Source organism: Deminuibacter soli (genome assembly GCF_003412455.1).
Taxonomy (GTDB): Bacteria; Bacteroidota; Bacteroidia; order Chitinophagales; family Chitinophagaceae; genus Deminuibacter; species Deminuibacter soli.
This window is the reverse complement of record NZ_QTJU01000010.1, coordinates 12,537-34,140: the sequence shown is the minus strand read 5'-3', so window position 1 is coordinate 34,140 and position 21,604 is coordinate 12,537. Positions and strand designations below refer to the sequence as shown.

Genomic DNA, 21,604 nt, shown 5'->3' with positions numbered 1-21,604 from the left:
ATTCCGGGTGCGTGCAATTGTGCAGGGGCTTTTCTGCCGGTGCTGAACTGCGTCAGGCTGAAAGCATATTTTGTACAATGGCCAGCAATTCGGCCTGGAAGCTTACACCCTTATCTTCATTGTACCATTGCTGCAGTGCAATTTTCTTTTCTTCATTGGGTGCATGTGCGTCTGTCAGCTTCCTGTACAGTAACTGGCAGGTGGCAGGGCGCGGTCCCCATATAGCAAGGTCTTTGTTATGGCGGTCTGCAATAATCAGCCTGGGAATCGATTTGGTTCCGTTGGTAAGATAGTGCTCAATTAAAAAAGGTGGTGTGTCTCTTAAGTGGTAATCAGTTGTAATCAGCGGTTGCGCTGCCGTAAGGCGGTGTATAAAGGGAATGGTGTGCGCCGCATCGCCGCACCAGGGCTCAGTAATGATGGTCCATAATTGTTCTTCCTGTATATTGTTTATTGCTGTTGCCAGGTTGGTATTCAATACACCGTGTTTTAACCAGCGCTGCTGGCGTGTCCAGTTTAACCTGGTGTAATTTATATACTCAGGTTTATCGTATGGTGCAGGTGGCGCGGTGTTGTTCAATATATCCCGGAACGTTTGCTGGTAGGTATCGAAATTCATATGCGTTTTGTTTACAGTTCCTGTGCCGGGTGATGCAAGCTGAATGCACATTTTAGCAGCAGGAAGTTGACAATGCCGGATGCGTGCTGTACTTTGTAAGCCATTAGCCGGAACAATATAAAAAACATTGTTTGCCCGGCAAACATTCCGCTCGTCTATTGCTGCCGCCGGTGCCGTTAGTAACGGTTACGCAGGTAAGTTGTGCCGGTTAAGCCCCATTTCCTCATTGCATCCAATTATACCATTTATATGAAGTATCATATAATTACCAACCGGCGCATCCTGGTTGAAAACGGTATTGAAAAAATCGATACCACCAATGATGGCCTGCCCACAGATACCCTTCGTTTTGCCACATTCGACAGCACCAGTACCGATCCGCAGGCGTATACGTTAATTCCCGACAAGGCACCATCACAACCGGGCGCGGCAGTAAACAACGTAAACCAGTACGATGTACAGTATTACTTTAACGACAATGAACCGGTGAAGGTGGGGTCGGAAAAATTTTTTCTTGACCTGTACCATGAAATGGCTTCGCCGGATGGCGGTGATGTGCTGGTGATGTATCATGGGTTTAACTGCGACTGGAAATGCGCGATCGACAACCTGCGCAATCTTGAAAAATGTTTTGTTGGTGCAGGCAGTCCCATCAAACACCTGGTCATATTTTCCTGGCCCTCACGCGGGTCGGTAATGCGGTACAAATCGGATGTGCTGGATGCCATTACTTCGGGTGTGGCCATCGGCCGTTGTTTCCAGTTGCTGTGCGAGTTTTTCTATGAAGCATTTAACGGTTTAACTGCCAGGCTGCCGAAGCCGTGCAATAATAAAATTCACCTGCTCTGTCATTCCATGGGCAACCGCGTGCTTGAAAACATGCTGGCGAAGCTGATTTCAGACGGGAATAAATTCAGTTCCATTTTTGAAGAGATTATACTGGCTTCGCCTGATGTGGACAATATCTGTTTTGAAGACCCGCAGCCTTTTTCCAGGCTCAACAGCCTGGGCAGGCGCATTCATGTGTATTACAACCGCAACGACCTGGCGCTTACCGTGTCGCGCAAATACGAAAACCCGCTGAAACGACTTGGTACAGACGGCCCTTCCTCATTGAATAATTTACCCAGCCATATTTATATCATCGATTGTACGGAAGTGGCCTGCCAGACAGACCCATCGGTTAACAATACCCTTGTGCAGCACTGGTATTACGACCGCGTTCCCAAAGTATACAACGATATACTCAGCGTGCTGAAAGGAACGAATGACGAGGCCATACAGGCCAACCGCGTAAAGGTGAGCGATATCAAATACCGGTTAACCTGACAAACCGGTATGAGCTGCGGCCGGTGAGCGCATTGCCAGGCAAAATATACGAATACGAAAAGGCTGCATTCACAAAGGCTTTGAAAGCCTGGGGATAAATGTGCTGACTATCGGTAAATTCGACGAAATAACGCTTGTTTTTAGCGCAAATTCCGGCATCAGCCGGCAACCCGGCAATACCGGGCCGCGTAACCCGGAAATAGAATAGTTTTAGCGGGATAAATTTGATATTTTAGGGTAAGAATCGGGGCTTGCAATTTTTCCTGCTGTTGGAAATCTTTTCTTTGCAAGACTGTCTGTTTCGACGAAAGGTTATGCAGTAGTTTTACTGCACCTAACAGGCCGTCTTAACAGGCCGGAAATTACACGTAGCTTGCCCCTTTATGGCAGCCATCCTGCAAGGATACGGATGCCTGAAAACTGGCAATGATACCAACAATGATGAAGTTCCTGCAATTAGCTGCTGTGTTTTTCTTTTTGGTCATATCTGTACAAGCCCAGGATATCACCAGGAGGCAGGCTGATTCTTTGACCAGCTCCCTCACCGGCCAGGTGGCCGATACCGACCGTTTGAATACCCTGCTCAGGCTTGCCTCGTTTCATGTTCACCAGCGGCACCTGTCAGATACCACCATCAATGCCGTTAATGCTTATATAACCGAAGCGCAGCAGCTTAATAAAAAACTGAAATATCCTTTCTTTAACGAGAATATCCAACTCATCCGCTCCGGTTTGTACAAGGCACAAGGCAATACTGCTGCAGGTAAAACTCTGCTTGCCCGGCTGATTAATCAATTGCAGGATGGCGGTGACAAAGCCCTGCTTGGTAAAGCTTATTTCGACATGTCGGAGTATTACAGCGGTGATTTTTTGTATGAAACCATGCGTACCCGCATTGAATACCTGCAACTGGCCATTGCCGCTTTCCAGGAAACAACCCATTGGGTAGAGCTGGCCCGCTGTTACCGTTTTCTGGCCGACCTGCACCAGATGACAAACGATAATGCCGCCGCATTTGCTGAAGTAAGAACTGCGCTGAAATACTATGGGCAGGCGGGGTATACAGAAAACCAGGGCGCCTTATCGCTGCTGGGCCGTATTTATTACGAACAGGGCGATTACAAACAGGCACTCAATTACGAACTGATGGCCCTGAAAATAGCTACCGGCAGCAGCGACGACAATGTGCGGCTGATTTGCCAGATCAACAACAACATCGGGTACACTTATTTAAAACTGAACGAAAACCAGAAAGCTTTGCAGTTTTTTTTGCAGGCACTGAGAATAGCTGAGCAGGAAAAAGACAACGCTACCGTATACCTGCTTGCCGCAAACGTGGCAGATACCTACCTCATCCTCAACGAGCCTGAGCAGGCAGTAAATTTCTTTCACCAGATTACCCGGAAATTCGAAATGCCTTCGAGCCAGAAATATGAAAGCGGCGATTATGGCATCAGTCAAACCTACCTCAAAATTTACCTGGCACTGAAGCAATACGACAAAGCAAGGTATTACTGTGAACAACTCATCAAACAAACGCAGAACCCGAACATCAACCTGTTCTGGCTAAGCCGCTACTATGAACTGATTGCAAGGTTTTATATTGAAACAGCCGATTACGAAGCCGCGAAGCTGTACCTGCAGAAAGACAAAGACCTGGTAAGTTCAAGAAATGATTTGTCGGGCATGGCGCAGAATTACAAGCTGTGGTTTTCGCTTGATACGGCCAGCAACAAATACAAAGAGGCTATCAGCAACCTCATCAAATCAAACGAACTGAAAGATTCCATTCTGAACGAAACCAAGAGCAGGCAGGTAGCGCAGCTGGAAGTAGAGTTTGAAACAGAAAAGAAAGAAAATGAAATAGGCTTGCTGAACCAGAAAGCCATACTCGAAAACACCAAGCTGAAACAGGCCGATTTTGTTAAGAACGTTACCATTACCGGCGTTATACTGCTGCTGATTATCGCAGGTTTATTGTACAAGCAAAGCAACCTGCGCAAAAAAAGCAATGTGATTGTGACCCATAAAAACGAATTGCTGCAAAGCCTGCTTACAGAAAAGGAATGGCTGTTGAAAGAAGTACACCACCGCGTAAAAAACAACCTGCATACCGTTATCTGCCTGCTTGAATCGCAGGCCAGGTACCTCGAAGAAGATGCGCTGCGCGCTATCGAAAGCAGCCAGAACAGGATTTATGCCATGTCGCTCATTCACCAGAAACTGTACCAGTCAGACGATATTGGCACCATTGATTTAAAAAATTACCTGAACGAACTCACCAGTTATTTGTCAGACAGTTTTGGCTCACCCATGCACATCGGCATGTATTTGCAGGTAGATGAAGTGAAATTAAACCTGTCGCAGGCCATACCGCTCGGGCTTATCATTAATGAAGCGGTGACCAATGCGTTTAAGTATGCATTCCCCGATAAACGCCCCGGTAAAATTACGATCGACCTGAAGCAGGCAGACAACCATATCAAACTCCTGATCAGTGATAACGGCATTGGTATGCGCAACAGCAGCAACGGCAGCCTGCCCAAATCACTGGGGCTCGATTTAATGCGCGGCCTTACCATGGAATTGCAGGGCCGTATTTTCTTTGAGAACGACAATGGCACGCGGGTAAAGGTGATTTTTCCCATAGAGGCGCTCAGCGTTGCTGTTGACACAACAGACACTCATGTGTTTCACCGCGCAAATATGCTTGATATATGAAGACCAAAATATTGATAGTGGAAGATCAGTTTATTGAAGCCAATAACCTGAAAATGATTCTGACCAATGCCGGTTACGAAGTGTGCGGCATTGCACCTTCGGTTGAAGAAGCAATGGGGTTGATAGAGCTGGAAAAGCCGGATATGGTATTGCTGGATATTCATTTGCGCGGCCCTAAAACAGGCATTGATCTTGCGCGCACACTGATGAACCGCAATATTGCTTTTGTTTATCTTTCTGCCAATTCAAACAAGCAAACGCTGGATGCAGCCAAAATAACCAATCCCTATGGTTTCCTGGTAAAGCCTTTCAGGGAGCGCGACGTACTGGTAATGCTGGAAGTGGCCCTGTACCGCTATCATGCAGAACAAAAAAGCATACAGCATTTAAAGAAACCGGTACTGCCTTCAGGCACAGAACAAACCGGGTTTAAAGATATGATCGGGCAAAGCAGGGCTTTTATGGCCGTAATGGACCAGGTGAAAGTGGTGGCCCGTTCAGAGACTTCTGTGCTGATACTGGGCGAAAGCGGCACAGGCAAAGAGCTGGTGGCGAAAGCTACACACCAGTTGTCTGACAGGCGCAACAAACCCTTTGTTGTGCTCAACTGTGCTGCATTGCCGGCCGAGCTGATTGAATCGGAATTGTTTGGGCATGAAAGAGGTTCTTTTACGGGCGCATACGACAAAAGAGTGGGCAAGTTTGAGCTGGCAAATGGCGGCACTGTATTTCTCGATGAAATAGGAGAGCTGCCGCTTGATTTGCAAAGCAAGTTCCTGCGTGTGCTGCAGGAGCGTGAAGTGGAATCAATCGGTGGTAAAAGAAAATCGGTAGATGTGCGGGTGATCGCTGCTACCAACCGCGACCTGGAAAGGGAAATGGCCAACGGCCGCTTCCGCATGGATTTATATTACCGGTTGAATGTATTTCCTGTGCTGCTGCCCCCGCTTCGCGAAAGGCAGGAAGATATTGCCTTGCTGGCCAACTACTTTGTTGATGTGTTTGCCAGGCGCATGAACAAGAATGTAAAGGGCATTGCAGCGCCTGCTTTAAAATCAATGCTGGCTTATGCCTGGCCCGGCAATATCCGCGAACTCGAAAACATTATGGAGCGCAGTGTGCTGCTGGCCAACGCACCGATGATTACCCATGTATCACTGCCAACAGATAACAACAAGGACAGTCAGGCTGCACCAGGTGATCAACGCATTAAAACCATTACCGAAAACGAAAGAGACCATATACTGGCTGCGCTGGAAAAATGCGGCTGGAAATTATACGGCACAGACGGTGCTGCAAAAATGCTTGATATAAATCCCTCCACCCTGCTGTCGCGTATGAAGAAACTCGGGATAACCAAGAAGGTGGCAACAAAGGATTTTTAAGTTGAGTTCTGTTTTGCCAGCCGGGTATTAGTTGGTACGATTGCCGTTCCTGTATTCCCTGGGTGAAAGCCCTGTTTTGGTTTTGAACATTTTAGTGAAATGGGAGGGGTGCTCAAAGCCAAGCCCATAGGCAATTTCGCTGATGGATTGGTTGGTGCCCCACAGCAGTGACTTTGCTTTTTCTGTTAACTGCAGGTGCAGGTGTTCCTGCGTTGTTTTACCCGTGTACCTGCTCAATAAATCAGACAGGTATTTGGGCGATATATTAAGCTGCGAGGCAAAATATTTTACATCAGGCAACCCTGTTGCAATCAGTGTATCTTGGGCAAAGCAGGCATGCAGCAAGCGTTCAAAACGCTGCACAATATCGTTGCCGGATTTTGCCCTTGTTAAAAACTGGCGGTCGTAAAACCGGTTGCAATAGTTCAACAGCAATTCAATATTGCTTACAACCAGGCCTTGCGTATGCTTGTCGATGTTCTGTGTATATTCCCGTTTTATTTTATTCACGCAATCCTGCAGCAATTGTTTCTCCTCATCCGAAACATGCAGCGCCTCGCTGGTATCGTATAAAAAAAACGAATACCGGTGTATTGTTTGCCCGAGTGTTGTGGCATTAATCAGGTCTGGATGAAAAAACAGCGCCCAGCCTTCTTCCAGCTGCACTTCGGGGTCTGAGCTGATGACCTGCCCGGGCGCTGTAAACAACAGGGAGCCTTCTTCAAAATCGTACTGCTGCCTGCCATAATGCAATTTGCCTGTAAAACGTTTGCAGGAAATAATATACAGCGACATCCGGAGCGATACATTTTCTGCAAACAGATTGTGCCGGATGGTGCTGAGGTCAATAACCGAAACAAGCGGGTGCTGTGGTTTGCCGCAATCGTAATAACGGTGCAGCTGGTTGATGGAACTGATTTGGATAAGCTTGTTTTCCATGTATCAAAAATACAAAATACCCTAACCGGTTATTGTTGTTATTGTGCGTTGTTGCCAAAGAACAGGTTGTCGAAATAGGCGAGAAACGCTTCCTGGCCCATATGCTGCCTGCTTTCATATAATTGCCTGCCATCATTGCCTGCTATATATCTTAACTGCTTTTTACCATCGGTGGCGGCTTCAAATATAACCTCCGCAATGTTTTCCGGCGGGGTCAGGTTTTCTGGCAGTAACAGGTTGCTCATTACCTTATCTGCCTGGTCAAGTATGGTTTGATAAGCTTCGGTGTTATGCTTTCCATACAACATGGAGCGCCCTGTATAATCTGTTCTGATACCGCCCGGCAGGATATTCTTGATGCCGATATTGAATTTCGATAACTCAAAATACATACTCTCGCTAAAGCCCTCAATTCCCCATTTGGTAGCGTGGTACAGGGAGCTGAAAGGGAAGGCCGTTATACCGCCCATGGAAGAAGTAGTGATAAAAAGTCCTGTTCCCCGCTGCCTGAAATACGGGATAAAAGCCTGCGTTATCCTGATAACGCCCAGCAGGTTTGTATTGATAAGACCGGTGAGCTGTTCAGCTGAATAACTTTCCAGCGGACCATACATGCCATGTCCTGCGTTGTTAAACACCACATCAACGGTGGTGAGTTTCGTTGCAACGCTTACGCAGTCGGCAATCTGCTGCGGCTTTGTAACATCCAGCGGTAAAAGTGTAACGTTATCCAGTAAAGCCAGTTCCTGTTCTTTTTCGGGAGCACGCATGGTCGCAATCACCTGCCAGCCCTTGCGCTGGAACAATTTCGCGGTTGCCTTTCCCAAACCTGAGGATGCACCTGTAATAAAAATCGTCTTTGCCATTGTTGTCTTTTTTATTCAATGCAAAGTTGGATTGGCCAGGTTGGCAAGAATTATACTTATTTCCGCATTACTTATACTTTTGGCGGTTATTGGTTAAATAAACGCGATAAGACTGATAATCAATTGCTTTCAAGCATTTTTGTTTTTCCGTAAGCTTCACAACATAAATTTGGCGCAGCGCACAACTACGGGGGGCAATAATGTGTTTATTCTGTTACCATAAACTTACCAAAATGGAAAAAGAATCAAGCGATATCAGTAAATGCCCGTTTCATAATGGCAGTTTAAAGCAGAATGTGGGTGGTGGTGGTACCCGTAACCGCGACTGGTGGCCCAACCAGTTAAAGCTGAATATTCTGCGCCAGCACTCGTCTTTATCCAACCCCATGGGTGATGATTTCAACTATACGGCAGCTTTCAAAAGCCTTGACCTGGAAGCGGTGAAAAAAGACCTGCATGCGTTGATGACCGATTCGCAGGACTGGTGGCCGGCTGATTTCGGGCATTATGGTCCCCTGTTTATCCGCATGGCCTGGCACAGCGCGGGTACATACCGCGTAGGCGATGGCCGCGGCGGCGCAGGTGCAGGGCAGCAACGGTTTGCCCCGCTTAACAGCTGGCCCGATAATGTGAGCCTTGATAAGGCCCGCAGGCTGCTGTGGCCTATCAAACAAAAATATGGACGTAATATTTCATGGGCAGATTTGTTGATTCTTGCCGGTAATACCGCCCTCGAATCTATGGGCTTTAAAACATTCGGTTTTGCCGGCGGACGTGAAGATGTATGGGAGCCGCAGGAAGATGTGTACTGGGGGGCTGAAACCACCTGGCTGGGCGGCGATCTGCGTTATGCGCATGGTTCCCCGGGCGTGGTGGAAGATCATGGCGTGCTGGTATCAGATGATGATGAACCGGCTATCCATTCGCGTAACCTTGAAAACCCGCTTGCTGCCGTGCAGATGGGTTTGATCTATGTGAATCCCGAAGGCCCGGATGGCAACCCCGATCCGCTTGCTGCTGCCATAGATATACGTGATACATTTGGCCGCATGGCTATGAACGATGAAGAAACAGTAGCCCTCATTGCAGGCGGGCACAGTTTTGGTAAAACCCATGGTGCTGCACCTGCAACGCATGTGGGCAAAGAACCTGAAGCGGCAGATATGGAAATGCAGGGCCTCGGCTGGCGCAACGACTACCGTTCGGGCAGGGGCGCTGATACCATCACCAGCGGGCTGGAAGTTACATGGACAACAACGCCCACCAAATGGAGCAATAACTTTTTTGAAAACCTGTTTGGCTTTGAATGGGAGTTAACAAAAAGCCCGGCAGGCGCACAGCAGTGGGTGGCAAAAAATGCGCCGGGTATTATTCCCGATGCATACGATCCTGCCAGGAAACATGCACCCACCATGTTAACCACTGATATCTCTTTGCGGGTAGACCCTGTGTATGAAAAGATCTCCCGCCATTTTCTCGAAAACCCTGATGCTTTTGCAGATGCCTTTGCACGCGCATGGTATAAATTAACGCATCGCGATATGGGCCCCCTGGCGCGCTATTTAGGCCCTGATGTACCAAAAGAAGAATTGCTTTGGCAAGACCCCATTCCTGCCGTTAACCATGCCCTGGTTGATGAAAACGATATCGCAGCACTAAAGGACAAAATACTGGCATCAGGATTAAGCGTGTCTCAACTGGTGTCCACCGCATGGGCTTCTGCTTCTACCTTCCGCGGTTCTGATAAACGCGGAGGCGCCAATGGTGCGCGTATCCGCCTGGCGCCGCAGAAAGACTGGGAGGTGAACAACCCCGCACAATTGCAGCAGGTATTGAACACGCTCGAAGGCGTTCAGCAGGCATTCAACGGTACACTGCAGGGGGGTAAGAAAGTATCGCTGGCAGATGTGATTGTACTGGCCGGCTGTGCAGGTGTTGAAAAAGCAGCGAAAGATGCCGGGCATAACATCACTGTGCCTTTCACGCCCGGCCGTATGGATGCTTCACAGGAACAAACCGATGTGGCATCATTTGGTTACCTGCAGCGTGCAGCCGATGGTTTTCGCAATTACCGTAAACCAACACCCGGTGTATCTACCGAGGCATTGTTGATAGACAAAGCGCAATTGCTCACGTTAACTGCGCCTGAATTAACCGTGCTGGTAGGCGGTCTGCGCGTATTGAATACCAATTATGATGGTTCTGCACACGGTGTGTTTACAGAACGCCCCGGCCAGCTTACCAACGATTTCTTTGTAAACCTGCTTACCATGAATATTGTATGGCAGGCAACAGGTGAAGACAAAGAATTGTATGAAGGTAAAGACCGCGCTACAGGCAATGTAAAATGGACAGGCACACGTGCAGATCTTGTATTCGGCGCAAACGCAGAACTGAGGGCTGTTGCAGAAGTATACGGCAGTGCAGATGCGCAGGAGAAGTTTGTAAAAGATTTCGTTGCGGCATGGAATAAAGTAATGAACCTCGACAGGTTTTAATTAAATAAAAAGCCAACGGCCCGCTGCGTAAATGTAGCGGGCCGTTGTCATTTGTTCGCGTAGGGCAATGTTGTGTTTAATCTTTTAGTGCAGCGTTCAATAACCGGTTTGCCGGTGCCGTATTCGTGAATGGTAAGTTGAACACAGTTTGGCGAGATACTCACACAACTGTTTTGTGCAAACAGCTGCGTAAATGAGAGCGCCAATAAGGTAAAGCCGCAAACTTCGTGGAAAGTAACGGGAATAACCTATGAGATAGGGTGGGTGTTAGTGACGGAGTTTTTCCAGTTCTTCTATCATAGCTTTCCGCGTTTTATACTGTAGACTAAGCTGGTCAACCAATTGCTTCACCATATCTTTTCCTCCTTCCAGAGCCTGCAGCTTTTTTAGCACATTCCTGATAATAACATAATGGTTACGCCCGGCATTCTGCGCAGCATAGCCTATCAGTGCTACTTTGTAAATAGCTAATATTTCCCTGGGAAACCTGGCAGATAGCCGTTCGGAGTAATTGTCAACAAATCCCAGCCGTGGATTCTTTTGAAGCAAATCAAGCAACCTGTCCAGGTAGCCTTCCTCTATATAAATGGCAGGAAGCGTTTTTGAGTGTGCCTGAAATGTTTCATCTGTATTTTGCAGCTCTTCAATAATGCCTTCTGAAATTTCAGGCCATTCATTGGTTGAGTAGGTGCTTTTAATGATTCTGTAATATTTCATATCACCACCTGAGAACAACTCTTTGGCAATAGTTCTCACGGCAGGAATGTCGTTAAGCTCTTGTGATAGCTGAAGCAAAATCTCTTTATAAGTAGCAACAGTTCCCGGGTGCTTCTTTTTTTGGGCTATTATAATTCCTTCGTCAATAAGTCTCTTTACTGTAGCATAGTCTTTTTCCTGCAATAGTTCTTTAATCAAATCAAGCCGCAATGTTGAATAATGCAGATTGTCCAGTCGTAAGGCATTGGCTACGGTAGTATCCCCCATTTTTTGCAGCAGGCTTATTTTGTATTCAAGCAACTGTACTGTCTCGGAATCACCTGAATCGTCGTTTTTTCTTTTAGATAATCCCGATAATTTCTTATCGAAGAGTTGTAATAAATGCAGTTGTCTTTGTTTGTCGTACGCGGCATTTATAAGGAGATTTAGCCAATCGTCGTCAAAACCAACTAATTCATATTTTTTATTTCTGGCTTCGGTTTCAGCTTCCCTGAATATGTGGTCTTTGAGATCATATGAAATATCAGTTTCACAAAGTTTAAAAAGTAAGGCAAAGCCCTCTCTGATACAATCACCGGCTCCTCCGCTGCTGTCATCCATACTGGTCATCATATCTTGCACATTCGAGATTACTGCAAATGCAATATCGGCTGTTACAGAAAAAAGTCCTTTGTGGAAGGCTTTTTTAGCGTTATCCAACAACCCGTATACAGGTTGAATGGCCCTGGCTGCATTTCGATAATCAATAAACCCATATTTGTCTTTAGCCGTTGCAGCCGCTTTCCTAATTATTTGTGCATAGGTAGATGTACCGGCATAACTCAGCCTGTCTGAAAAATGAACTGTGAGCATATTTCTGAAATCTGCATGTTTTTTTGCGTAATCAATAACAAGTTGGCGAAGCTCTTTTTCAGGAGCGTCATTCACCATGTCACTGATCGTAGTCTTTGCTGCTGCTTTTTCAGATATCTTTTTTTTGTCCATAGGGGTGTTTAATTCATTAATTCATGAAAGCGCACGAAACATTTAGCTGTTCTAACCTGCACTTTGTTATCAGGTTCAAAACTCTATATCAAACCCAAAGACTAAAGTAAAAACCTCCTGCATAAAATTTTTAAAAGCAACAGGTTTCATTATATTCCAGGGATCATTAATCCTGCCTTGAATTTGATCTATATGTAAGAAGGTAATTAAATGCAGTTTCGCGTAAGATTTCCCGCCCTTTAATGGCTCTTTGAACATTGAATCAGTCAGAGGGAAACAAAGCTCGGTTGGATTAGGCGTATGGCTAATCGGGATGCCTATAAAAGTACCTTCCGCCTGGCAAACTTCTTCAATAGAAATCACTATTACTGGATGTATTAACTTTTGATCATCCGGGAATGCGAAATCAACATGATATACGTTCCTTGCTTGTATTGCCATCGAGTGAACGGAGAATGTTTTTGTTGGTAGACTTTAGAATTGCCCTGGTCTCATCGCTTATAGTTTTATTGCCTGTATCCTTATTCAGCTGCTTCCTGAGCGTACGCTCGATGGAATGAGCTAATTGCAAATTATTTTCTATCATATGAATCAGGCTTAAGCGAATTTTCCTGGATCCTGTTCCAATAGAAAGATCATTGAAGTCCGAATGTAAACTGTAAAGACTGTCAATGATACGTGTAAAAGCTTCATGAATAGGCTGATTCACTGTTGCGAGGTGTTTCTCTTTTAATTGGGTAGAAATCGCAGACAGAGAAAGGTGAAGTTCTTTTTGGCTTTGTAATGCCCTGGACTGAAGCAGCGAAGTTTTAGGATAGTACAAGGTTCGTACGAAACGCATAACAATATGCTCAGTTTTTTTAGACTTTACAGTTGCCTGCGACAGTCTTTTAGACTGATTATTAATTGTATCAGCAATATGGAAGGAATTATGAAGATCTAAAGTAACCATGAGATTCCGGTTTTATATGCTCATTTTACAACGCACATATGTCGTTCCAAATTATGGAACACAGTAAAACTAGCAAAACATTTGGTAAACTGTAAACCTCTATATCAATAAATACCCTTAAAAGTTCATTTTGCTGCTGGTCAAATCACTTTTAGCACCCTGGAGAGGCTTAAATTGTCAATAAAAAAGCCCCGCACGCATGCAGGGCTTTGTGTCCCGGATTGGATTCGAACCAATGACCTACTGCTTAGAAGGCAGTTGCTCTATCCAGCTGAGCTACCGAGACCTGAATTTTCAGGCCTTGTATAATTTTGACCGGCCGCAAAAGTAATTTTTAATTAGTTTGCAACCAAACAGTTTTGCAAATATGCAGGTAAAAATTGAAGAAAGCTGGAAGGAAGTACTGCACCAGGAATTCCACAAGCCGTATTTTGAACAGCTAACCGCCTTTCTGAAGACTGAAAAAATGCAGGGGAAGGTCATTTATCCGCCCGGCAACCTCATTTTCAATGCATTTGAAAAAACACCATTCGGCAAGGTGAAGGTCGTTTTGCTGGGCCAGGATCCTTACCACGGGGCCGGACAGGCTATGGGGCTCAGCTTTTCGGTGCCTGCCGGTATTACACCGCCGCCTTCACTCGTGAATATTTACAAGGAGTTACACAAAGACATCGGCATGCCGATCCCCAAAACCGGCGATCTCACCAAATGGGCCAAACAGGGCGTGCTGCTGCTCAACGCTTCGCTTACCGTTCGCGCCAACGAACCCAACAGCCATAGCAAAATAGGGTGGACGCAGTTTACCGACGCTGTTATCCGCCATATTTCAGAGGAGAAAAAAGGCGTGGTGTTTTTGCTCTGGGGCAGGTTTGCACAGGATAAACAGGTGTTGATCGATCAAACCAAACACCATGTGCTCAAAGCTGCCCATCCTTCGCCTTTTAGTGCAGATAAGGGTTTTTTCGGCTGTAAACATTTCAGCTTAACCAACGAGTTGCTGGCCAAACAGGGCCAGGATCCCATAGACTGGTCCATATAAGCGCAGGTATTATCCTAATTTTGATTTAACCATTACGAAGATTCATGAAACTGTTGAAAGAGGTATTTGGACGTATATGGGCATTGTGGGGCGCACTCACGTTTATTGCTACCATGCTCATTGCAATATTATTTTACCTGGCTTGCTTCCTGCTGCCCGAACCGCGCGCTGCCCGCTGGCACCGCGCTGTATCGCGTGTATGGATGACGGTATACCTGAACCTTATTCTGTGCCCGCTGAAAGTAAAAGGCGCTGCCAATTTTAAAAAGAACCAGCCCTATGTGGTGATCTGTAACCACAACAGCCTGATGGATGTGCCGGTAACCACGCCCTTTATGCCGCACGCGAATAAAACCATCGCCAAAAAAGAATTTGCACGCGTGCCCATATTCGGCTGGATTTATGCGCTGGGCAGTGTGCTGGTTGACAGGGATAGCGATGAAAGCCGCCGCAAAAGCGTAGAGAAAATGCGCAAGGTGCTTGCACTTGGCCTGGACATGGTGATTTACCCCGAAGGCACCCGCAACAGAACCGGCAACCCGCTGAAACCTTTCTACGACGGTGCTTTCAGGCTGGCTGCAGATACGGGAACACCCATTATGCCCGCCCTCATTTTTCATACACAGAAAGTATTGCCTGTACACAAGCCCTTTTTTATGTGGCCGCATAAACTGGAAATGCATTTCCTGCCACCCGTAAAAGCAGACGGCAGATCTGCCAAAGACCTGAAGCAGCAACTGTTTGAAGAAATGTGGAATTACTACGATGCCAACAATAAATAATGCCATTGTAAATGCCGGTGTCCTCACCGGCATTTACAATGGGCTGCGTTGCTGTTCCGGCACAGTTAACAATCGTACACACAGGTAAATGATTTTTTTTATTGCGCGGCGCACATAACAATCCAGCTGATGAGTTGCCGGATAAAGTGAATAAAAGCCCTTTCTGTTAAAACGGTTGGTGCGGCCGGTATTGGCTGAACAATTCTGCAGATCAGCCGTTTATCAAAACAATGAAACACCGCAAACGGGTTTATGAGCCTATTGAAAACTATGGCATAATCGGCAACATGCGTACGGTTGCACTGGTATCGCTGTCAGGGTCTGTTGATTTTATGTCGTTCCCGCAATTCGATTCCCCGGCTGTATTTGCGGCGCTCCTTGATGCTGAAAAAGGTGGTTATTTCTCTATTGAGCCGCAGTTAAAAGAGTATCATACCAAACAGCTGTATATTCCCGGCACTGCCATATTGCTTACCCGCTTTTTTGCTGCTGATGGCATTTCTGAAATCACCGATTATATGCCGGTATTGCAGCCCAACGGCCGCTGTGCCATTGTACGTAAGGTAACAGCCGTACGTGGCGCCATCAGTTTTCACATGCATTGTTGCCCGCGTTTCAATTATGCCACTACCGCACATACTGCAAAGAAAGCAGACCACAGCATTGTGTTTGCAGCAGAAGAAAAAAAGAACCCCATTAGCCTGCGTTTATTAAGCGATGTGTCGTTTGGTGTACGCAACACGAATGGGTATGCGGCTTTCACTTTGCAGCAATCACAGGAAGCCTGGTTTGTGCTGGAGCTGGTGGAAGATGATGCAGCAGTGCCGCGGGTAGATATTGAATTTTACAAGCAACATACTTACCGCGAAACCATTGCTTACTGGCGCGGCTGGCTCAGCAAGTCTACTTATGAAGGGCAATGGTCAGATTTGATTTTCCGCTCTGCCATCACGCTTAAATTGCTTACCTCAAGCGTGTACGGCTCCGTTGTGGCTGCACCTACTTTCAGCTTGCCCGAAGTAATAGGCGGTAACCGCAACTGGGATTACCGCTACACGTGGACGCGTGATGCGGCCTTTACCATGTATGCTTTTCTGCGGCTGGGTTTTATAGAAGAAGCCACGGCATTTATTAACTGGATAGAAGAACAATGCCTGCAACACGATGCATTACGACTGATCTACGGGGTAGACGGGCACGTTGACCTGGAAGAAAAAGAGCTTACACATCTCGAAGGATACAAAGGCTCAAAACCTGTGCGTATAGGCAATGCAGCGAATGAACAATTGCAGCTGGATATTTTCGGCGAGCTGCTCGATACGATTTATATCTACGAAAAAGAAAACCGCGGCTCCATCACTTTTGCCCTGTGGACGCAGATCACCAAACAGGTGCAGTATGTTATCAAACACTGGAAACAGGCCGATCATGGCATATGGGAAATCCGCAGCGAGAAAAAAGTGTTCCTGCATACACAGCTCATGTGCTGGGTGGCGGTAGACAGGGCTATGAAACTCGCCAACCTGCGTTCGTTTCCTTACCCGCTGGCGGAGTGGCAAAAGCACCGCGATGAAATGTACCAAAGCATTTACCATAATTTCTGGAATGAAAAGAAACAGGCATGGGTGCAGCACACAAACAGCGATGCCGTAGATGCCAGTGTATTGCTTATGTTGCTGATGCGTTTTGTATCGCCACAGGATAAACGCTGGATTGCTACCATGAAAGTGATTGACCGGGAGTTACGGCTTGATGTGCTGATTTACCGCTACCGCAACAATCCCGGTAATGTAGACGGGCTGGATGGCGAAGAGGGCACGTTTAACATGTGCTCGTTCTGGTATATCGAATGCCTGTCAAAATGTGGTTATGTAGATACGGCGATCGAGAATTTTGAGAAGATGCAGGGATATGCCAATCACCTCGGTTTGTTCAGTGAGCAGCTCAGTAAAGGGTGAACACCTGGGCAATTTTCCGCAGGCATTCACCCATCTCGCGTTAATCAGTGCGGCATTGGAATTAAACCGCAAAGCTACCCGCTATAAAAAAGGTAAGGTGCACTAATCCTTGATTTGTATTTGTGCAGGGCGCTTGCTCAGCGAAGTAACCTGCCAGGTTTTGCTGAGATCGTATTTCTTCTTTTTACCGCCGCCGCCAATTGTGCCCAGCCCGCTGCCGATAGAAATACCAACACCACCGCCGCTGCCAAAACTGCCCATACCCAGTCCGCCGCCGATAGATACACCACCACCGCCGCCGCCGCTGCGTCCGCCGGCTTCAGGTGGTAAGCCGTCAATCAAAAAACCGACGGCAATGTTTTTGCCCAATGCATGTTTATCACCATAAATGGCGTTCAGCGGCACTTTGGCTTCATACACCAGTTCGCCGGCAGCGTTAAAGTTGAGGTTCACTTCTACACCGGCGTCATTGCTTTTGCCGTAATCGTAATAGTTGATCTCGTCGTTTTTATTAAAGCCGCTCAATGAATAATCTTTCAAATCATCCAGCTGGGTGGTTTGGTTGGTAATGGCCGGCCTGTTTAAAATACCTTTGCCGCGATGACTGCTCATTCCGGTGGGGAAGCCAATGCTGGCTGCATTCAGGTCGGTCATCTCGGCGTTTGTGTTAATCACCACCGTCATACCGCCCTGCAGTATTTTTTGTTGCGTCAGCTGCTCTTTTGTGCTGAGCAATATGTATAAGCTGGTACTGTCGTTGGTAATGCTGTAAGCAAATTTCTCCTTGCGTGCAAAATAGGTAAGCGGCTTGTGCCAGTCTCCGTCGTCCCCGTCAATCAATATCGGCTGCTGCTGCCAGCTGCCGGTGGTTACCTCTGCTGTGGTTTGCTGTGTGGCCTTGGGGCTGCCGCAGCTCATTGCCGCCGTAGCGGCTGCCGCCAGTAACAAGATGGTATAGGGTGCTTTTACCGTGCGCATATCATTCGTTGTTTTGTTCTTATATGCAGCTGCTTTCTGTAAGGAGCTGCCTTGCAAAAATAACAATAGTTGGCAAGCCAACTGCTTATTTAACACACCCTTAAACCCGCGCGGCTTAGTCTTTTACACGCGTCTTTGCAGGCTTGCAGGTGTTCTTAACGGGCTGTGTTATCCTGTTTGTTCAATGGCTGGGTAAGCATTTTTACACGCATCATGGTGGCGATAGATAAGGCGCGCTGCTGCATGCGTGCTGCATTGTCGCCTTCAAACAAAGCGGCAATGGTTTGGGTGAAATATTGCAGCCAAAGGTCAAAATGGGTATGTTGCAAAGGTGACTGGCCGTTTAACAGCCAATGTACCTGCATGGGGTTGCCGTGGTAATCGCCTGCGGCAAACAGTACATCATTCCAGAAACCGGTTACTTTCTCCACGTGTTCCGGCACATCAATCCTGGCCACATCAGTAAACAGGAAGGCCACACGTTCGTCTGCCAGCATCTTTTGATAAAACTCAGTCACTATCCGGTGTATATCCGCACGGGTTTCAATATCTCGCTTCATGCGGCAAAATTACAGTAATTCTGCCGGGCTTAAAAAAGACTGGTTTGCGTAACTGCAGGTGTTGCCATGTGCCGTTCAGGCGCGCCATTGCCGCCGATGGTGTATACGGGAGTTTCTTCGTAGCGGGATGCTACCGTGATATGTGTATTGCCTGCATGCGCAGTAAACAGCGCATGCACCAGTTGCGGGTGGTTGTTTTCTTTGGAAAGATGCGCCAGCAGCAGGTGGCTCATAAACCGGGGCCTGTGCTGTATAAATACTTCCAGCGCCTGTGCATTGGAAAGATGTCCCTGCCCGCCACGGATGCGGTTTTTCAGGAAAATGGGATACCGCCCTTCATCCAGCATGCGGGTATCGTAATTGGCCTCCAGGAAGGCGGCATGGCATTGCCTGAAGTGTTGCACCAGGTTATTGCAGGGTGTACCAATATCGGTAAACACGCCTACGGTAATATCGTTGCAGGTAATGGTGAAGCTATGCGGTTCAATGGCATCGTGCTGCTTGGTAAATGCTTTTACCGATAGCGCGCCGATTTGTACAGGCATTGTGTCGCTGAAAGCAATTACCTGGTCACGGTCGAGTATTAGTCCGCCATGCTGCAGCGTGCTGGCGGTAATGTATACCGGCAGGCTGTATTTCCTGGCCAGCACAGGAATGCCTTTAATGTGGTCGCTGTGCTCGTGCGACACAAAGATGGCTTTCACCCGTTGCATCGACAGCCCCAGCCGTTTCATCCTTTTCTCCGTTTCCCTGCACGAAATACCTGCGTCTACCAGGATGGCCTCGTCGTTATTGCCAACATAATAACAATTGCCATTGCTCCCCGAATTCAGTGATGTAATAAATAACGACATAACAATTGCAAAGAAAGCAAAAAAGCGCGAATCGTGAAAGGAAGAAGAGCTGCAAGCTTAAGCTACAAGCTGCAAGCTTCAAGCTACGAGCTGCAAGCTTCAAGCTACGAGCTGCAAGCTTCAAGCTACGAGCTGCAAGCTTGTTAGCGTAAGTCGCCTCCGGCGAAAGTTAATACGCGCTGCGATCACTCACAACTCACAAATAATTTGCTAAGGTCATCACGACTGTCGATGTCTCGATTCTCGAAATTAATACGCGCTGCGATCACTCACAACTCACAAATAATTTGCTAAGGTCATCACGACTGTCGATGTCTCGATTCTCGAAATTAATACTCGCTGCGATCACTCACGACTGACGACTGACGATTCACGACTGCCGCTTCACGTCTCAGCAACCCCACTGAAACCACCGCACACACCACCGGCAATACCAGCGCAGGCAGCAGGTTGCTTTGCTGTTCACCGGTCGAAAACAATTGCAGTAGCAGGGAGATGAAAGAAAGTCCAAGCCCTGCGCCCATGAAATAAGCCGTAGTGGAAACGCCTGCTGCAATACCCTGTTTGTGGGCAGGTATGTGTTGCAACGACAATACGGTTACGCCCGGGTATACGATAGACATGCCCGATCCTGTTACACACAGCAGCGACAGCAGTACGGCGGCCAGCGGGTAGGGTATAAACATTGCCACGCCCAGTAACAGGCAGCCGGTAAGCATCAGGCACATGCCCGTGATGGCTGTTTTTACCGGCTTCAGTCTGGCGAAAAGCACCGGCACAATAAACCGCGTTACCAGTGTGCTGAAAAAGCTGAAAGGGAACAGCAGCATACCGGCTTTTGCTGCGCTGAGGTGCAGGTTCTGCTGCAGAAAGACAGAAAGTAAAAACAGGTACCCGATAAAAATACCACCCAGCAGCAGGGTGCAGCTGTTGCCTGCAATAGTGCTGCGGTCGCTGAACAGCTGTACATCAATCAGGGGGTTGGTGCTGCGCCGTTCCCTTTTGCTGAAAAGATACAGGCATGCCAGCATAATAACCACGCTGCCAATGGTGAGCAGGTAATGTTCTGGTAGCTGTGCAAGGGTATGAATGCAGTAGGAGAGCAGTAGTATCACTACCGTAAGTAGTATGCCCCGGAAACCGCTGCCTGATGCAGACCGGGCTGCAGCCGGCGCATCTTTGCCAATGCAGCGCCAGGCCAGCACCAGTACGGCAAGTATTACCGGCACATTGATAAAGAAGGTCCATTGCCAGCCCCAGTAAGTAGCAATAATGCCGCCCAGTGCCAGTCCGCTGCCCGAGCCGACTGCTGCAAAGGCGCTGAAAGTGCTCAGGGCGCGGCTTCTTTCTTCCGGATCAGGGAACGTGTTGGTAACAATAGATAATGCAGCGGGAACAGCCAGCGCTGCGGCCTGCCCCTGTAATGCGCGGCATGCCATCAGCCATTCAAAACCGTTGGCAAACCCTGCCGCTGCCGAAGCCGCAAGAAACAAAAAAGAGCCGAGCAGGAAGATGTTTTTCCTGCCCCTGGTATCTGCCAGGCGCCCGCCTGTAATCAGGAAGCCGCCATAAAATAGTACATAAACAGTCTGCAGCCATTGTACCGTGGCGCTGTCCTGGTGAAACTGGTTTTGCAGCACAGGCAGTACCATGTTGAGTACGGCAATATCCAGTGCTTCAAAAAAAATAGCGGTACAGGCTACCCAAAGTATCAATTGTTTATTCATAACACAGCGCTTTATCGCCGTAAAGTTGGGAAGGGCAGTTGTTTATTCCATCATTTAATTATTTTTTGGAATAAAAAACCATTTTTATCAGGAAAAGCTAAACTTTGTGCTGATTTACCTGCTTTAAATAATCAAAACCGGCACAGATGTACGTCTTTAAGCTCGACGATAAGGATTTATCTATTCTGCGCCTGCTGCAGCAGGATGCAAAAATAACCGTGCGTGAAATTGCCGCCCGGCTGCATTTAACCACCACGCCTGTGCACGAACGTATCAGGCGCATGGAAGAACAGGGGGTTATCAAACAATATGTGGCGCTGGTAGATCATACAAAAGTAAACAAGGGGCTCATTGTGTTTTGCCATGTATCACTAAAGGAACATACCAAGCAGGCAGGTGGTTTGTTTCTTGACACCATTAATGGCTTTGCGCAAATCACCGAATGTTACAACATCTCGGGCAGCTTCGATTTTATGCTGAAGATTGTGGTGGCAGATATGGAAGAATATCACCAGTTTTATGTAGACCAGCTGGGCGAAACGCCGGGCATCAGTCATATGCAGAGTTCTTTTGTAATGGGCATCATGAAGTACACCATGCAGCTGGTTTAGCTTTTTTTAATTCCCCGGTCACCGCCATTGTATTATATTTGGTTACTCCTCCTGTTTAAATAATTCAACGATAGCCGGCGCTGGC

Annotated in this window: 18 protein-coding genes and 1 tRNA gene; 8 read left to right on the top strand and 11 right to left on the bottom strand. The window is 47.3% G+C overall.

Annotated features, from left to right (window positions below):
* Window positions 1-52: 52 nt before the first annotated feature.
* Window positions 53-619, bottom strand: a complete 567-nt coding sequence (locus DXN05_RS20325; RefSeq protein ID WP_116849264.1) for a thioredoxin family protein — start codon at window positions 617-619, stop codon at window positions 53-55.
* A 249-nt stretch (window positions 620-868) separates the two neighbouring features.
* Between DXN05_RS20325 and DXN05_RS20320 the strand changes: the two genes are divergently transcribed.
* The 3 genes from DXN05_RS20320 (at window position 869) to DXN05_RS20305 (ending at window position 6,054) form a co-directional block, all read left to right on the top strand.
* Window positions 869-1,948 (top strand): alpha/beta hydrolase, encoded by a 1,080-nt coding sequence (locus tag DXN05_RS20320; RefSeq protein WP_147314012.1) that lies wholly within the window; start codon window positions 869-871, stop codon window positions 1,946-1,948.
* A 426-nt stretch (window positions 1,949-2,374) separates the two neighbouring features.
* Complete coding sequence (locus DXN05_RS20310) at window positions 2,375-4,669, top strand: histidine kinase dimerization/phosphoacceptor domain -containing protein (RefSeq protein WP_116849132.1); 2,295 nt, start codon at window positions 2,375-2,377, stop codon at window positions 4,667-4,669.
* Window positions 4,666-6,054 (top strand): sigma-54-dependent transcriptional regulator, encoded by a 1,389-nt coding sequence (locus tag DXN05_RS20305; RefSeq protein WP_116849131.1) that lies wholly within the window; start codon window positions 4,666-4,668, stop codon window positions 6,052-6,054. Before DXN05_RS20310 ends, DXN05_RS20305 begins: the two co-directional genes overlap by 4 nt.
* A gap of 27 nt (window positions 6,055-6,081) precedes the next feature.
* Here DXN05_RS20305 and DXN05_RS20300 read toward each other — a convergent pair whose 3' ends face one another.
* The gene (locus tag DXN05_RS20300) at window positions 6,082-6,993 is read right to left on the bottom strand and encodes a helix-turn-helix domain-containing protein (RefSeq protein WP_116849130.1); all 912 of its coding nucleotides are present in this window, start codon (window positions 6,991-6,993) and stop codon (window positions 6,082-6,084) included.
* A 38-nt stretch (window positions 6,994-7,031) separates the two neighbouring features.
* Entirely contained in the window at window positions 7,032-7,859 is an 828-nt protein-coding gene (locus DXN05_RS20295; protein WP_116849129.1) for an SDR family oxidoreductase, read from the bottom strand.
* Window positions 7,860-8,092: 233 nt separating this feature from the next.
* Between DXN05_RS20295 and katG the strand changes: the two genes are divergently transcribed.
* The gene (gene katG, locus DXN05_RS20290) at window positions 8,093-10,357 is read left to right on the top strand and encodes a catalase/peroxidase HPI (protein WP_116849128.1); all 2,265 of its coding nucleotides are present in this window, start codon (window positions 8,093-8,095) and stop codon (window positions 10,355-10,357) included.
* A 267-nt stretch (window positions 10,358-10,624) separates the two neighbouring features.
* Here the strand turns inward: katG and DXN05_RS20285 are convergent, their stop codons facing one another.
* The 4 genes from DXN05_RS20285 to DXN05_RS20270 form a co-directional block, all read right to left on the bottom strand.
* Entirely contained in the window at window positions 10,625-12,058 is a 1,434-nt protein-coding gene (locus tag DXN05_RS20285; RefSeq protein WP_116849127.1) for a hypothetical protein, read from the bottom strand.
* 75 nt (window positions 12,059-12,133) lie between these two features.
* The gene (locus tag DXN05_RS20280; RefSeq protein ID WP_116849126.1) at window positions 12,134-12,499 is read right to left on the bottom strand and encodes a hypothetical protein; all 366 of its coding nucleotides are present in this window, start codon (window positions 12,497-12,499) and stop codon (window positions 12,134-12,136) included.
* Window positions 12,465-13,010, bottom strand: a complete 546-nt coding sequence (locus DXN05_RS20275) for a hypothetical protein (RefSeq protein WP_116849125.1) — start codon at window positions 13,008-13,010, stop codon at window positions 12,465-12,467. Before DXN05_RS20275 ends, DXN05_RS20280 begins: the two co-directional genes overlap by 35 nt.
* Window positions 13,011-13,222: 212 nt before the next feature.
* Window positions 13,223-13,296, bottom strand: a tRNA-Arg gene (locus DXN05_RS20270).
* An 81-nt stretch (window positions 13,297-13,377) separates the two neighbouring features.
* Here DXN05_RS20270 and ung point away from each other — a divergent pair.
* From ung to DXN05_RS20255, 3 genes are all read left to right on the top strand, one after another.
* Window positions 13,378-14,049, top strand: a complete 672-nt coding sequence (gene ung, locus DXN05_RS20265; RefSeq protein WP_116849124.1) for a uracil-DNA glycosylase — start codon at window positions 13,378-13,380, stop codon at window positions 14,047-14,049.
* Between the two features lie 44 nt (window positions 14,050-14,093).
* Complete coding sequence (locus DXN05_RS20260; protein WP_116849123.1) at window positions 14,094-14,831, top strand: lysophospholipid acyltransferase family protein; 738 nt, start codon at window positions 14,094-14,096, stop codon at window positions 14,829-14,831.
* A gap of 230 nt (window positions 14,832-15,061) precedes the next feature.
* Window positions 15,062-16,789 carry a glycoside hydrolase family 15 protein gene (locus tag DXN05_RS20255; RefSeq protein ID WP_245975262.1) on the top strand — a complete coding sequence of 576 codons (1,728 nt, stop codon included), beginning with the start codon at window positions 15,062-15,064 and terminating at the stop codon, window positions 16,787-16,789.
* Between the two features lie 102 nt (window positions 16,790-16,891).
* Here the strand turns inward: DXN05_RS20255 and DXN05_RS20250 are convergent, their stop codons facing one another.
* The 4 genes from DXN05_RS20250 to DXN05_RS20235 form a co-directional block, all read right to left on the bottom strand.
* Window positions 16,892-17,767: a hypothetical protein gene (locus DXN05_RS20250; protein ID WP_147314011.1), complete on the bottom strand. Its 876-nt coding sequence runs from the start codon at window positions 17,765-17,767 to the stop codon at window positions 16,892-16,894.
* Between the two features lie 155 nt (window positions 17,768-17,922).
* Window positions 17,923-18,327 (bottom strand): group III truncated hemoglobin, encoded by a 405-nt coding sequence (locus DXN05_RS20245; protein ID WP_116849121.1) that lies wholly within the window; start codon window positions 18,325-18,327, stop codon window positions 17,923-17,925.
* Between the two features lie 29 nt (window positions 18,328-18,356).
* Window positions 18,357-19,181 (bottom strand): MBL fold metallo-hydrolase, encoded by an 825-nt coding sequence (locus DXN05_RS20240; protein WP_116849120.1) that lies wholly within the window; start codon window positions 19,179-19,181, stop codon window positions 18,357-18,359.
* Window positions 19,182-19,510: 329 nt separating this feature from the next.
* Window positions 19,511-20,908 (bottom strand): MFS transporter, encoded by a 1,398-nt coding sequence (locus tag DXN05_RS20235; protein ID WP_116849119.1) that lies wholly within the window; start codon window positions 20,906-20,908, stop codon window positions 19,511-19,513.
* 146 nt (window positions 20,909-21,054) lie between these two features.
* Between DXN05_RS20235 and DXN05_RS20230 the strand changes: the two genes are divergently transcribed.
* Window positions 21,055-21,519: an Lrp/AsnC family transcriptional regulator gene (locus tag DXN05_RS20230; RefSeq protein ID WP_116849118.1), complete on the top strand. Its 465-nt coding sequence runs from the start codon at window positions 21,055-21,057 to the stop codon at window positions 21,517-21,519.
* Window positions 21,520-21,604: the final 85 nt, after the last annotated feature.

What these genes read in the sequence shown, in the direction of transcription:
- DXN05_RS20325 (WP_116849264.1), bottom strand. Translation starts at nt 619, where the DNA reads ATGAATTTCGATACCTACCAGCAAACGTTCCGGGATATATTGAACAAC.
- DXN05_RS20320 (WP_147314012.1), top strand. Translation starts at nt 869, where the DNA reads ATGAAGTATCATATAATTACCAACCGGCGCATCCTGGTTGAAAACGGT.
- DXN05_RS20310 (WP_116849132.1), top strand. Translation starts at nt 2,375, where the DNA reads ATGATACCAACAATGATGAAGTTCCTGCAATTAGCTGCTGTGTTTTTC.
- DXN05_RS20305 (WP_116849131.1), top strand. Translation starts at nt 4,666, where the DNA reads ATGAAGACCAAAATATTGATAGTGGAAGATCAGTTTATTGAAGCCAAT.
- DXN05_RS20300 (WP_116849130.1), bottom strand. Translation starts at nt 6,993, where the DNA reads ATGGAAAACAAGCTTATCCAAATCAGTTCCATCAACCAGCTGCACCGT.
- DXN05_RS20295 (WP_116849129.1), bottom strand. Translation starts at nt 7,859, where the DNA reads ATGGCAAAGACGATTTTTATTACAGGTGCATCCTCAGGTTTGGGAAAG.
- katG (WP_116849128.1), top strand. Translation starts at nt 8,093, where the DNA reads ATGGAAAAAGAATCAAGCGATATCAGTAAATGCCCGTTTCATAATGGC.
- DXN05_RS20285 (WP_116849127.1), bottom strand. Translation starts at nt 12,058, where the DNA reads ATGGACAAAAAAAAGATATCTGAAAAAGCAGCAGCAAAGACTACGATC.
- DXN05_RS20280 (WP_116849126.1), bottom strand. Translation starts at nt 12,499, where the DNA reads ATGGCAATACAAGCAAGGAACGTATATCATGTTGATTTCGCATTCCCG.
- DXN05_RS20275 (WP_116849125.1), bottom strand. Translation starts at nt 13,010, where the DNA reads ATGGTTACTTTAGATCTTCATAATTCCTTCCATATTGCTGATACAATT.
- ung (WP_116849124.1), top strand. Translation starts at nt 13,378, where the DNA reads ATGCAGGTAAAAATTGAAGAAAGCTGGAAGGAAGTACTGCACCAGGAA.
- DXN05_RS20260 (WP_116849123.1), top strand. Translation starts at nt 14,094, where the DNA reads ATGAAACTGTTGAAAGAGGTATTTGGACGTATATGGGCATTGTGGGGC.
- DXN05_RS20255 (WP_245975262.1), top strand. Translation starts at nt 15,062, where the DNA reads ATGAAACACCGCAAACGGGTTTATGAGCCTATTGAAAACTATGGCATA.
- DXN05_RS20250 (WP_147314011.1), bottom strand. Translation starts at nt 17,767, where the DNA reads ATGCGCACGGTAAAAGCACCCTATACCATCTTGTTACTGGCGGCAGCC.
- DXN05_RS20245 (WP_116849121.1), bottom strand. Translation starts at nt 18,327, where the DNA reads ATGAAGCGAGATATTGAAACCCGTGCGGATATACACCGGATAGTGACT.
- DXN05_RS20240 (WP_116849120.1), bottom strand. Translation starts at nt 19,181, where the DNA reads ATGTCGTTATTTATTACATCACTGAATTCGGGGAGCAATGGCAATTGT.
- DXN05_RS20235 (WP_116849119.1), bottom strand. Translation starts at nt 20,908, where the DNA reads ATGAATAAACAATTGATACTTTGGGTAGCCTGTACCGCTATTTTTTTT.
- DXN05_RS20230 (WP_116849118.1), top strand. Translation starts at nt 21,055, where the DNA reads ATGTACGTCTTTAAGCTCGACGATAAGGATTTATCTATTCTGCGCCTG.